The organism is Oceanisphaera submarina (assembly GCF_046521305.1).
Taxonomy (GTDB): domain Bacteria; phylum Pseudomonadota; class Gammaproteobacteria; order Enterobacterales; family Aeromonadaceae; genus Oceanimonas; species Oceanimonas submarina.
The window spans coordinates 18,137-30,144 of sequence record NZ_JBKGFN010000018.1 but is presented as its reverse complement, the minus strand read 5'-3'; the positions used below and the strand labels follow the sequence as shown (position 1 = coordinate 30,144).

Genomic DNA, 12,008 nt, shown 5'->3' with positions numbered 1-12,008 from the left:
TACTCGGGGAGGGCGGAGGTGTCAGCCGAGCAGTGCCCATCGGCCGGAGCTCTGCGGTTATCGCAATCCGTTCACGAGACGTTAAAACTCCGGGCTGGAAATTTCGTCCAGCGACAGTGAAAAGCTGGGCACGAACACCTCGAGAAAATAGCGGATTTCGTCGTTCATGCGCGCATCCAGCATGGTGGTGAGCCGCTTCTTGGCCGCCGCAAACTCCCGGTTTCCGGCGCTGAGTTCTTCCTCACACTTCAGGTAGGCACAGAGAATGTCCGCCGATTTCACCAGATGGCGGTAGTCGTCTGGCCCGTGTCCGCAGAGCAGGGGGGCGTAGGCCGCCTGCAGCTCGGCGGGCAGCATGGCGAGCAGGCTCTGCTCGGCGTTGCGTTCTATATCCTTGTAGGCCCGGGCTATGTCTTCATTGAAGTATTTTACCGGGGTGGGCAGGTCGCCGGTCAGTACCTCGCTGGCATCGTGAAACAGCGCCTGCATGGCCGCCTGGGCCGGATCCAGGGTGCCCTTGAAAAAGGTATTGCTGATCACCGCCAGCGCATGGGCCACCATGGCCACTTGCAGGCTGTGCTCGGCGACATTTTCCTGCTCTATGCTGCGCATCAGCGGCCAGCGCTGGATAAGCTTCATGCGGGCCATATGAGCGAAGAAGTGACTGCGTTTCATGGACGTGCCTGTGTTGTTGAGGGCGATATCGTTATAATGGCACCAACCGACCCCAATGGAGAAGAGCACATGGATAAGCAAACCCAAACCGAACTGGAAGCCGCCGCCTTCCGTACCCTGCTGGCGCACCTGGACAAGCGCAAGGATGTGCAGAATATCGACCTGATGAACCTGGCCGGTTTCTGTCGTAACTGCCTGAGCAAGTGGTATCTGGCCGCCGCCGACGAGCAGGGGATAGAGATGAATTACGATCAGGCCCGGGAGCGGGTGTACGGTATGCCCTACGAAGAGTGGAAGGCGAAATACCAGCAGGAAGCGACGCCCGAGCAGAAGGCCGCCTTCGCCCGGAGCCAGAAATAACAGCCGTAATCGGTCAGCTTTAAGTTGTAAGCAGTCAGACTTTGTCTGCAGGTACAGCGTTGTACCTGCAGATTTTATACTTCAGTCATTCAGGGCCATGACCCGGAATCCGTACTGCTGGCAACTATGCATTTACAAGTACAGCCGAGAGCCCTCAAATTCCACCACTGACAGCTTCCAGCTGCCCGAAGGGCTGTTACTTGAACACCACCGTCTTGTTGCCGTAGACGAACACTTTTTCTTCCAGCACCAGATTGAGTGCCCGGCTCAGTACCGATTTTTCCACATCACGTCCGGCCTTGGCCATCTCCTGGGCGTTGAAGGTATGATTCACGTGGGTTACGTCCTGCTCTATGATCGGGCCCTCATCCAGATCGTCGGTCACAAAATGGGCGGTGGCGCCAATCATCTTCACGCCGCGCTCAAAGGCCTGACGATAGGGGCTGGCGCCGACAAAGGCGGGCAGGAAGGAATGGTGGATATTGATCAGCCGCTGGCGATAACGGGCCACGAATTCGGGGCTGAGAATACGCATGTACTTGGCCAGCACCACATAATCGGGCTGATAGCGGTCGATGATCTCGGCCAGCTGCAGTTCGTGTTCGGCCCGGTTCATCCCCTCGTGCGATACCGTGTGGTAGGGAATATCGAACTTCTCGGTCAGTCCGGCCAGGGTGTCGTAGTTGCCGACCACCGCCTGGATGTCGATGTTCATGGCCCCGGCGAAGCGTTTCATCAGGATGTCGCCCAGGCAGTGGGCTTCCTTGGTCACCAGTATGACCACCCGCTTGTTGCCGGCGGGCACCAGTCGGCGCTGGCTGCCGGCGGGCAGGGCGTCGTCCAGATCGGCGAGCAGGGTGTGATCGTTGAAATAGCCTTCCAGCTCGGTACGCATGAAGAAATGACCGTTATCGTAGTCCACGAATTCGTCATTTCGCATGATATTGAGCTGGTGCTTGTAACAGATGTTGGTGATCTTCGAAATCAGTCCCTTGGCATCGGGACAATGAGTCAGCAGTATTTTTCGTTCCATTATATAAGGGTCTGTCAGCTAGTTAAGTGAAAGGTCTCAGCGTCTGGAGCAGCACTGTTTGTATTTCTTTCCGCTATCGCACGGGCAGGGCTGATTGGCACCTATTTTCGGGGGATTGAGCTGGCCGGAATGGTACATCCAGCGGCTCTGTTCCCGAACAAAGCGAGACTGCTCATGCAGAGTGACAATCCGACCGTTTTCCTTGTAGCGTACCTTGAACTCCACCACGCCTTCTTCATCGGTGGGCGTGCCACGGGCAAAAACAATGGACAGATCAAGCCAGTCGGTATCGAGTCCGGTTTGTGACAGTTCATCTACGGTGAGCGCTCCCCGGGTTTCGGAGTGCCAGCTTTGCAGCAGATAGTCGCCCAGACCCAGTACGAAGGCACTGTAGCGGGAACGCATCAGGGCCAGGGGCGTCGGCGCCGGTGAAACATCCTGCAGATAAGGTTGGCAGCAGAGTTCGAAAGGCTGCTGACTGTGACAATAGCAACGCATGGGGAGGGAAGCCCGGGATAAAAAGAAAAACAGTATGCCATGACCGTAGTAAGGTAAAAATAAAAAACGGCTCCGAAGAGCCGTTTTTAACATCAAGAATCGAAACGATGTTATTCGATGATTTCAACCTGAATGGTCGCCTGAGCCTTGGCATCAACACGACGATCGCGCTGACGTTCGGCTTCGGTCACGCCTTCGGCCAGTTCACTACCGTACCAGGCCGTCTGGATGTTCTGAGCGGCAACGCCACGCTGAACCAGATAGTCTTTGGCGGCCAGAGCACGACGCTCGGACAGACGACGGTTGTACTCGGCGCTACCCAGACGGTCGGCATAACCGGCCAGTTCAACCTGGTGATCCGGGTTCTGCTGGGCGAAGCGTGCTACTTCGTCCAGGGTGGCACGAGAGTCGGAAGACAAGTCGGACTTGTCGAAGGCGAAGTAGATGGAGCCATCGGCAGTGACGGTGCGGGTCTCATAGGCCACTTCGGGAGCCGGCTGAGGAACAACCGGGGCTACTGGAGGCGGAGTAGTCACACCGCGGTTCGGGTGCAGTACCAGTTCCAGCATGAAGTTGTTTACATCGGTTTCGAAGCCGTTGTTTTGCAGATCACCCATGTCTTCGATGCGACGATAGCGAGCCTGTACGTCGACCAGATCGGAAGCGCGATAGGTCAGACCCAGACCGGCCAGCGGAGAAACGCCTTCGTCACCGGCGCCGGCATCGGTATCCCAGCCCAGGGCACCCAGCTCACCAAACAGGGATACGCGCTCACTCAGAGGAAGGCGGCCGATGGCAGACAGGTTCAGTGCCTTGGTATCGGCATCTTCACCTAAGTAGTTGAAACCCAGCTCGGCACCGAAGTACTGGTTGAAGTTGTAGCCGGTGAATATGCTGACCGCTTCGCCATCGTCGTCGAGGGCCGCGTTGTTGTCATCGATATCTTCATATTGGGCGTAACCGGCACCGGCACCCAGGTACCAGTCATTGGCCTGAACGTTGGCAGAAATACCGGCAGCTGCGAGAGCCATTGCAATCAGAGAAGGAGCCACTGTCTTTTTCATAATTGTCTTCCTCATTTTATGAGTTTTCGGCATATAGGCCGAAATGGGTACATCACCGAACATTAGAGGCGGTGAAGTGCGGAAAGTCCTCTTTGTATTTTTATTGTCCAGAGGAGAACCATATGGCACAAATTCATCTTGTATCTGTACATCCGCACGAGTAGCAGACTAACGGTTTTCATTGAGGCTCACAAGCAGGCGGCCGGTCAAAAAGGCTAATTTTGTCGCGCCAGTTACAAGATATTGATGCAGTTTGCACTGGGTTTTGCAATGCAATGCTGCAGTTTGCGGAGAAAATGGAGTTATATGGTGTTATTTGGCGCTATCTGAGTCTAGTTCGGAATTATTTTCGGTAAAACGAGACCAGTGCATAACGAGTCTCTTTACCGGTGTTAAACTAATAAGACAGCGATACCAGTGGTTATCGGAATTCTTCGATAGGAGTAGCAAGGTTATGAACCCAGATACCAGCTTGGTCGGAAAAAAAATCCGGCAAATCCGTGAGGCGATGGGTCTCAGCCGCCCAAGATTTGCAGAGCTGATCCAGGTCCCCCCTACCACGTTGAAAAACTATGAGTTGGGATATAGGGAAGTGGGCGGCGCTTTTCTGGTTGCGTTGGCGCAGCACCCCGATCTGCACAAATTTACCCTCTGGTTGTTGTCTGACCAGACCATCGAAAGTGTCGGACAGGTGAGCCCTGAGCAGACCGCCGAATAATAGTAGAGATAAGGGGTTGTGCTCTTATCTTCATGTTATTGCCCCCGTACTTAAAGCCCTCATACCGCGATGCCGGCAACTACGTCGTGGTATTTATTGGCGGAGTCATGTCCATAGAGGTAATCTCCGCTGTTTTCTGCAGAGGTTTCCCGATGTTTTACGGTGTTGATATCGGCGGCAGCAAGACAGCCTTTGCCGTCTTTGATGCGCAGGGCGTTGAGCGAGAACGTTCGGTGCACAAGACGCCGCCGACCACGTATGCTTCTTTTATTCGGTTGTTGGCCGGTCTGGTGAATGCGGCCGATAGTCGCTGGCAGACGGCCGGCAGCGTCGGCATCGGTTTTCCCGGTGTGCTGGATAGTCATGGCCTGATACTGGCGCCTAATGTCTCGGCGATCCATGGCCGAGACCTGCAAGGCGATTTGCAACATCTGCTGGCAAGAGCCGTGTACGCCGACAATGACGGCCACTGTTTTCTGTTGTCGGAATATCATCAGGGGGCGGCGGCCGAGGCCGAGCTGGCCCTGGCGCTGACCCTGGGTACCGGGGTGGGGGGCGCCCTGTTGCATCGAGGGCGGTTGGTGAACAGTGGCCGCGGCGGCAGTGCCGAGTTCGGTCATGGGGGGATCAACGCCACTCTGCTGGAGCGTCACCCGGGGCTGCCTTTGTTTCCCTGTGGTTGTGGCCTGCGTGGCTGCCTGGAAACTTATGTCTCCGGCACCGGGCTAAGCCGGCTTTACCAACATGGTGGCGGTGAGCCGCTGTCGGGCCCGGCCATTATCTGTGCCTGGCAACGGGGGGAACAGGCGGCCAGCGATTGTCTGTCGCTTTATCTGGATATTCTGGCGGCGGGGCTGGGGAATTTGATGACCCAACTGGATCCGGATGTGGTGGTGCTGGGTGGCGGGCTCAGCGAATATGCCTGGTTATATCGGGAGCTGAATACCCGGATACCCGAATACCTGATGAAGAATGTGGCACAGGCACCGGTGCGAGCCCCGGTGTTTGGTGGTAGCGGCGGGGTACGGGGTGCTGCATTATTGGCCAGGCGTGCGGCCTTGCCATTTAGCTGACCGACTTATTTTGTTAGCATGCCTTTTTTGTACCCAAACGAAGGGAATGTCATGTCGTCATATGAGACAGTAGAGCAAAAGGCCAGCTACGGTGTTGGTCGTCAAATCGGTGATCAACTGGTTCAGCAGTCGTTCGAAGGACTGGAAGTGTCAGCCGTACAACAGGGCCTGGCCGACGCCCTTGCCGGCGTGGAATTCGCCGTTTCTCGCGAAGACATCAACGGTGCCTTCCAGGTGATCACCCAGCGCATGCAAGAGCAGCAGGCTGCCCAGTCTTCTGAAGCCAAAGAAGCGGAAGCCGCTTTCTTCTCTGCCAACGGTGAGCGCGCCGAAGTGCAGCAGACCGAGTCCGGCCTGCAGTACGAAGTACTGGCCCAGGGTGAAGGCGCCAAGCCTGCCGCGACCGATACCGTACGCGTACATTACCATGGCACCTTTATCGACGGTTCCGTATTCGACAGCTCTGTCATGCGCGGCGAGCCGGCTCAGTTCCCGGTGAACGGCGTGATCAAAGGCTGGGTCGAAGCCCTGCAACTGATGCCGGTTGGCTCCAAGTGGAAGCTGTATGTGCCCCACGATCTGGCCTATGGCGAACAGGGTGCCGGCTCCATCCCGCCGTGCGCGACTCTGGTGTTCGAAGTTGAACTGCTCGAAATCGCCTGATTCTGAAAAAACCGGCAGCCGCCGGTTTTTTTATACCCTTGAAAGAGAGGGAGGCGTGAGGAGTAAGGCGTAAATAGTCATGACGCTCTCTTGCTTTACTCCTCACGGCTTTTTCGTTTTAAAGCCTACTCTTATCTGGCAAACTTCCGGTTTACCCTTCGGCTTACATGAATAAAGGAATAACAGCATGACAAATCCGGTTCGCATCGCCGTGGCTGGCTGTAACGGACGCATGGGCAAGGTGTTGGTGGAGTCAGTGACTCATACCGAAGGCGTCACCCTGACCGCGGCCATTGAGCATGCCGGCTCCACGGTACTGGGCGTCGATGTGGGTGAGCTGGCCAATGTCGGCCGGCTGGATGTGATGGTCACCGACAGTTTGGCGGCGGTGATCGAACAGGTAGACGTGATCATCGACTTTACCCGGCCGGAAGCGACCCTGGCCAATATCGCCCTGGCTCGACAGCACGGCAAGCGACTGGTCATCGGCACCACCGGTTTCGATGAGGCACAAAAGGCCGAGATTCACGCCGCTGCCGCCGAGATCGCCATGGTCATGGCCTCCAACTACAGCGTCGGCGTTAATCTGGTGTTCAAGTTGCTGGAGCAGGCCGCCAGGGTCATGGGCGATTACACCGATATCGAAATTGTCGAAGCCCATCACAGACACAAGGTCGATGCGCCGTCGGGTACCGCGCTGAGCATGGGCGAGGTGATTGCCGACACCCTGGGCCGGGACCTGAAAGAGTGCGCCGTGTATGGCCGAGAGGGCATTACCGGAGAGCGGGATCGCAACACCATCGGTTTTGCCACCGTGCGTGCCGGTGATATCGTCGGTGAACATACCGCCATGTTCGTGGACATCGGTGAGCGCGTCGAGATCACCCACAAGGCGTCCAATCGGCTGACCTTTGCCAATGGTGCCGTGCGGGCCGCGGCCTGGATAGCCGGCCAACAGGCGGGTCTGTACGACATGCAGGACGTATTGAACCTTAAGTAATGCATTAAGACGATGAACTCGGCTTTAACCCCCTATTAGTGAGAAAAAATCGGGGTTTAGGCTGGGTTTTTCGTTTTTATTATTTTGTAACGTATTGATTTGTAATTGTTTATTTTATTATCTTTTATTTTTCATATCAAAATATTAAATTCTATTTCAACCCGATTATTTTCTTACCTATTTCTCTTTTGTTTTGCTTTTTATGCATTTTTTATCGACTTTTATTTCTATTTTCGCCGTTCTCTGGCGGGATGAAAGGTTTTTAACGAAAAAGTTTGTCGAAAACGCTGCTTTTATATAAAATACGCAGAATTTGCCCAGTATTAGCCGGGATGCAGTAATATTTTTTTGTCTGCACCTCGGGACAGCCAGGTAAATTGTTGATTTATAAGAATTAACTTGGAGGTTGTCTTGACTCACTCAGCGCTGCTTGTATTGGAAGACGGTTCTGTCTTCCCTGGTACAGCCATTGGTGCCGACGGTTGTTCCGTCGGTGAAGTGGTATTCAATACGTCGATGACGGGATACCAGGAAATCCTCACCGACCCATCTTATTCCCGTCAAATCGTTACGCTTACTTATCCTCATATAGGCAATACCGGCACTAATGCTGAAGATGAAGAGTCCGATAGGGTGCATGCCCAGGGCCTGATCATTCGTGATCTGCCCATTATCGCCTCTAACTTCCGCAATCAGCGCTCTCTTTCCGATTACCTCAAAGCCCATAACATAGTGGGTATTGCCGATATCGATACTCGCAAGCTGACCCGTATCCTGCGTGAAAAAGGCGCTCAGGCCGGTTGTATCATCGCCGGTGTGAATCTGGACGAAGCGGCAGCTCTGGCCGAAGCCAGGGCGTTTCCCGGCCTGAAAGGCATGGATCTGGCAAAGGAAGTCACCACCGCCAAGGCTTATCCCTGGAATGAAGGCAGCTGGACCCTGGGCGAAGGCCACAGTCAGCCTGCCGAGGCCGAATTGCCCTACCATGTGGTGGCCTATGACTATGGTGTGAAACGCAACATTCTGCGCATGCTGGTGGACCGCGGCTGCCGCCTGACGGTAGTACCGGCCCAGACCCCGGCTGCCGACGTGCTGGCGTTGAATCCGGACGGTATCTTCCTGTCCAACGGCCCCGGTGACCCCGAGCCCTGTGACTATGCCATCGAGGCCATCAAAGCCTTCCTGGAAACCGACATTCCGGTGTTCGGTATCTGCCTGGGTCACCAGTTACTGGGCCTGGCCAGTGGTGCCAAAACCATTAAAATGGGGCACGGTCATCACGGCGCCAATCACCCGGTGAAAGACCTGGACAAAGGCGTGGTGATGATCACCAGCCAGAACCATGGCTTTGCGGTGGACGAAACCACCTTGCCTGACAACGTGCGTGCCACCCATGTGTCGCTGTTCGATGGAACCCTGCAGGGTATTCATCGTACCGACAAGCCGGCGTTCAGCTTTCAGGGGCACCCCGAGGCGAGCCCGGGCCCGCATGAAGCGGCCGACCTGTTCGACCACTTTATCGATTTGATTAAGCAGTACCGCGCGTAAGGAGTAGGGAAGAGTTATGCCAAAACGTACAGACATACAGAGCATTCTGATCCTGGGCGCAGGCCCGATTGTGATTGGTCAGGCCTGTGAATTCGACTACTCCGGCGCTCAGGCCTGCAAGGCCCTGCGTGAAGAAGGTTACCGGGTCATTCTGGTGAACTCCAACCCGGCCACCATCATGACCGATCCGGAGATGGCCGATGCGACCTATATCGAGCCCATCCACTGGGAAGTGGTGCGCAAGATCATCGAAAAAGAGCGTCCGGATGCGATTCTGCCCACCATGGGTGGCCAGACCGCACTGAACTGTGCCCTGGAGCTGGAAAAGCACGGCGTACTGGCCGAGTTTGGCGTCGAGATGATCGGTGCCACCGCCGATGCCATCGACAAGGCCGAAGATCGCAGCCGTTTCGACAAGGCAATGAAGAGCATCGGTCTGGCCTGTCCGCGTGCCGGCATCGCCCGCACCATGGAAGAGGCCTACAAGGTTCAGGAAGAGGTGGGTTTCCCCTGTATCATCCGTCCTTCGTTCACCATGGGTGGCACCGGCGGCGGCATCGCCTATAACCGTGAAGAATTTGAAGAAATCTGTACCCGTGGTCTGGATCTGTCGCCGACCAACGAGCTGCTGATCGACGAATCCCTGATCGGCTGGAAAGAATACGAGATGGAAGTGGTGCGGGATCGTAACGATAACTGCATCATCGTCTGCGCCATCGAAAACTTCGATGCCATGGGCGTACATACCGGTGACTCCATTACCGTGGCACCGGCCCAGACCCTGACCGACAAAGAATACCAGCTGATGCGTAACGCCTCGCTGGCGGTGCTGCGCGAAATTGGCGTGGAAACCGGCGGCTCCAACGTGCAGTTCGGGATCGACCCCAAGACCGGTCGCATGGTCATCATCGAGATGAACCCGCGGGTATCCCGTTCTTCTGCTCTGGCTTCCAAGGCAACCGGTTTCCCGATTGCCAAGGTAGCGGCCAAGCTGGCCATCGGTTACACCCTGGACGAGCTGCAAAACGACATCACCGGTGGCCTGACTCCGGCCTCGTTCGAGCCGGCCATCGACTATGTCGTGACCAAGATACCACGCTTCAACTTCGAGAAATTTGCCGGCGCCAACGATCGTCTGACTACCCAGATGAAGTCGGTCGGTGAAGTCATGGCCATCGGCCGTAACTTCCAGGAATCGATGCAAAAAGCATTGCGCAGCCTGGAAACCGGTCAGCACGGCTTCGATCCCATCGTTGACCTCAACGATTCAGACAGCCTGTCGCGCATTCGCCACGAGCTGCAAGAGCCGGGCCCCGAGCGAATCTGGTACATTGCCGATGCCTTCCGTGCCGGCATGAGCGTTGACGGCGTCTTCAAGCTGACCAATGTGGACCGCTGGTTCCTGGTGCAGATTGAAGATCTGGTCAAGCTGGAAGATCAGGTAAAAGAACTCGGCATGGCCGACCTGTCTCCCGAGTTGCTGCGCAGCCTGAAGCGCAAGGGCTTTGCCGACATCCGCCTGGGCAAACTGCTGGGTGTGTCCGAAGGTGAAGTACGCAAGCTGCGCCATCGCTACGAAATATTCCCGGTTTACAAGCGGGTAGACACCTGCGCCGCCGAGTTTTCGACCGATACCGCTTACATGTACTCATCCTATGATGACGAATGTGAAGCCAAGCCGTCCGATAAAGACAAGATCATGATCCTGGGTGGCGGCCCCAACCGTATCGGTCAGGGTATCGAATTCGACTACTGCTGTGTACATGCTGCGCTGGCCCTGCGGGAAGACGGTTTTGAAACCATCATGGTCAACTGTAACCCGGAAACCGTATCCACCGATTATGACACCTCCGATCGTCTCTACTTCGAGCCGGTCACGTTGGAAGATGTGCTGGAAATCGTGCGCATCGAAAAGCCCAAGGGCGTGATCGTACAGTACGGCGGCCAGACGCCGCTAAAACTGGCTCGCGACCTTGAAGCTGCCGGTGTACCCATCATAGGTACCAGCCCGGATGCCATTGACCGTGCCGAAGACCGTGAGCGCTTCCAGCAGGCAGTAGAGCGCCTGGGGCTGAAGCAGCCGCAGAACGCCACCGTGACTGCCATGGAGCAGGCGGTGTCTCTGGCCGAGAAGATCGGTTACCCGCTGGTGGTTCGTCCTTCTTATGTACTGGGCGGCCGGGCGATGGAAATCGTCTATGACGAGCAGGATCTGCGTCGTTACTTCAACGAAGCGGTTACCGTGTCCAACGAGTCACCGGTACTGCTGGATCGTTTCCTCGATGACGCCACCGAAGTGGATGTCGATGCCATCTGTGACGGCAAAGACGTGGTCATCGGCGGTATCATGGAGCACATCGAGCAGGCGGGCGTTCACTCCGGTGACTCCGGTTGCTCTCTGCCTCCCTATACCCTGAGCAAGGCCATTCAGGACGAGATGCGCGAGCAGGTGCGCAAGCTGGCCCTGGAGCTGGGGGTCGTCGGTCTGATGAACATCCAGTTCGCGGTCAAGGGTAACGATATCTACCTTATCGAAGTCAACCCGCGTGCCGCTCGTACCGTGCCCTTCGTGTCCAAAGCCACCGGTATTCCGCTGGCCAAGGTAGCTGCCCGGGTCATGGCCGGCAAGTCACTGGCCGAGCTGGGTGTGACCAGGGAAATCATTCCGCCTTATTATTCCGTCAAGGAAGTGGTGCTGCCGTTCAACAAGTTCCCGGGTGTCGATCCGCTGCTCGGTCCTGAAATGCGTTCTACCGGTGAAGTGATGGGCGTGGGGGAAACCTTCGCCGAAGCCTTTGGCAAGGCTCACCTGGGCGCCGGTAAAGGTGTACCGAAAGAAGGCCGTGCCCTGTTGTCCGTGCGTCACAGTGACAAGCAGCGAGTGGTCGATCTGGCCGCCAGCCTGCTGGAAGCCGGTTATCAGCTGGATGCCACTCACGGCACTGCCGTGGTGCTGGGCGAAGCCAACATCAACCCGCGTCTGGTGAACAAGGTACATGAAGGCCGTCCTCATATTCTTGATCGCATCAAGAACAATGAGTACACCTACATCGTCAACACCGCGGAGGGTCGTCAGGCCATCGAAGACTCGCGACAGCTGCGCCGTGGTGCCCTGGCCCAGAAACTGGCCTACACCACCACCCTGAACGGTGCCTTCGCTACCGTGATGGCGATGGCGCATGACGCCACCGCGTCGGTTATTTCAGTACAGGAAATGCATGCCCGTATCGCCAAGGGCGAATAAGCGGTATTGCGAGATAGTACGATTGGAAAAAGGCGCCTCTCGGCGCCTTTTTTATTGTATGTTATTCATACAAAAATATTCGCGATAAAGTTTGACGACACCCCTCGACTCCCGTAGAGTGCACTCCAGCAA

At 56.0% G+C, this 12,008-nt stretch carries 11 protein-coding genes; 7 read left to right on the top strand and 4 right to left on the bottom strand.

The genetic code is table 11. The features are described from left to right. Positions 1-81: 81 nt before the first annotated feature. Positions 82-675: a 5'-deoxynucleotidase gene (yfbR, locus tag ACLEIV_RS15620; RefSeq protein WP_410457560.1), complete on the bottom strand. Its 594-nt coding sequence runs from the start codon at positions 673-675 to the stop codon at positions 82-84. Between the two features lie 69 nt (positions 676-744). Between yfbR and ACLEIV_RS15615 the strand changes: the two genes are divergently transcribed. Continuing rightward, complete coding sequence (locus ACLEIV_RS15615; RefSeq protein WP_410457559.1) at positions 745-1,035, top strand: DUF1244 domain-containing protein; 291 nt, start codon at positions 745-747, stop codon at positions 1,033-1,035. A 196-nt stretch (positions 1,036-1,231) separates the two neighbouring features. Here ACLEIV_RS15615 and purU read toward each other — a convergent pair whose 3' ends face one another. From purU to ACLEIV_RS15600, 3 genes are all read right to left on the bottom strand, one after another. Beyond that, a complete protein-coding gene (gene purU / locus ACLEIV_RS15610; RefSeq protein WP_410457558.1) occupies positions 1,232-2,068 on the bottom strand; it encodes a formyltetrahydrofolate deformylase in 837 nt (278 codons plus the stop codon). A gap of 36 nt (positions 2,069-2,104) precedes the next feature. Beyond that, entirely contained in the window at positions 2,105-2,566 is a 462-nt protein-coding gene (locus ACLEIV_RS15605; protein WP_410457557.1) for a YchJ family protein, read from the bottom strand. 110 nt (positions 2,567-2,676) lie between these two features. Then, on the bottom strand, positions 2,677-3,630 hold the full coding sequence (locus ACLEIV_RS15600; protein WP_410457556.1) for an OmpA family protein: 954 nt from the start codon (positions 3,628-3,630) through the stop codon (positions 2,677-2,679). Between the two features lie 454 nt (positions 3,631-4,084). On the opposite strand from ACLEIV_RS15600, the gene ACLEIV_RS15595 reads away from it, so the two are divergent. From ACLEIV_RS15595 to carB, 6 genes are all read left to right on the top strand, one after another. Next, the gene (locus tag ACLEIV_RS15595) at positions 4,085-4,348 is read left to right on the top strand and encodes a helix-turn-helix domain-containing protein (protein ID WP_410457555.1); all 264 of its coding nucleotides are present in this window, start codon (positions 4,085-4,087) and stop codon (positions 4,346-4,348) included. A gap of 152 nt (positions 4,349-4,500) precedes the next feature. After that, positions 4,501-5,421, top strand: a complete 921-nt coding sequence (locus tag ACLEIV_RS15590; RefSeq protein WP_410457554.1) for an ROK family protein — start codon at positions 4,501-4,503, stop codon at positions 5,419-5,421. A 51-nt stretch (positions 5,422-5,472) separates the two neighbouring features. Further along, positions 5,473-6,084, top strand: a complete 612-nt coding sequence (locus tag ACLEIV_RS15585) for a BamJ family beta-barrel-assembly machinery protein (RefSeq protein ID WP_410457553.1) — start codon at positions 5,473-5,475, stop codon at positions 6,082-6,084. Positions 6,085-6,271: 187 nt separating this feature from the next. Next, positions 6,272-7,084, top strand: a complete 813-nt coding sequence (gene dapB / locus ACLEIV_RS15580; RefSeq protein WP_410457552.1) for a 4-hydroxy-tetrahydrodipicolinate reductase — start codon at positions 6,272-6,274, stop codon at positions 7,082-7,084. Between the two features lie 411 nt (positions 7,085-7,495). Further along, positions 7,496-8,632 carry a glutamine-hydrolyzing carbamoyl-phosphate synthase small subunit gene (gene carA / locus ACLEIV_RS15575; protein WP_410457551.1) on the top strand — a complete coding sequence of 379 codons (1,137 nt, stop codon included), beginning with the start codon at positions 7,496-7,498 and terminating at the stop codon, positions 8,630-8,632. A 16-nt stretch (positions 8,633-8,648) separates the two neighbouring features. Continuing rightward, positions 8,649-11,876 (top strand): carbamoyl-phosphate synthase large subunit, encoded by a 3,228-nt coding sequence (carB, locus tag ACLEIV_RS15570; RefSeq protein WP_410457550.1) that lies wholly within the window; start codon positions 8,649-8,651, stop codon positions 11,874-11,876. Positions 11,877-12,008: the final 132 nt, after the last annotated feature.

Excerpts from the sequence above, each read along its gene's own strand:
- yfbR (WP_410457560.1), bottom strand. The coding sequence starts at position 675 with ATGAAACGCAGTCACTTCTTCGCTCATATGGCCCGCATGAAGCTTATC.
- ACLEIV_RS15590 (WP_410457554.1), top strand. The coding sequence starts at position 4,501 with ATGTTTTACGGTGTTGATATCGGCGGCAGCAAGACAGCCTTTGCCGTC.
- ACLEIV_RS15595 (WP_410457555.1), top strand. The coding sequence starts at position 4,085 with ATGAACCCAGATACCAGCTTGGTCGGAAAAAAAATCCGGCAAATCCGT.
- ACLEIV_RS15605 (WP_410457557.1), bottom strand. The coding sequence starts at position 2,566 with ATGCGTTGCTATTGTCACAGTCAGCAGCCTTTCGAACTCTGCTGCCAA.
- dapB (WP_410457552.1), top strand. The coding sequence starts at position 6,272 with ATGACAAATCCGGTTCGCATCGCCGTGGCTGGCTGTAACGGACGCATG.
- purU (WP_410457558.1), bottom strand. The coding sequence starts at position 2,068 with ATGGAACGAAAAATACTGCTGACTCATTGTCCCGATGCCAAGGGACTG.
- ACLEIV_RS15615 (WP_410457559.1), top strand. The coding sequence starts at position 745 with ATGGATAAGCAAACCCAAACCGAACTGGAAGCCGCCGCCTTCCGTACC.
- ACLEIV_RS15600 (WP_410457556.1), bottom strand. The coding sequence starts at position 3,630 with ATGAAAAAGACAGTGGCTCCTTCTCTGATTGCAATGGCTCTCGCAGCT.
- carB (WP_410457550.1), top strand. The coding sequence starts at position 8,649 with ATGCCAAAACGTACAGACATACAGAGCATTCTGATCCTGGGCGCAGGC.
- ACLEIV_RS15585 (WP_410457553.1), top strand. The coding sequence starts at position 5,473 with ATGTCGTCATATGAGACAGTAGAGCAAAAGGCCAGCTACGGTGTTGGT.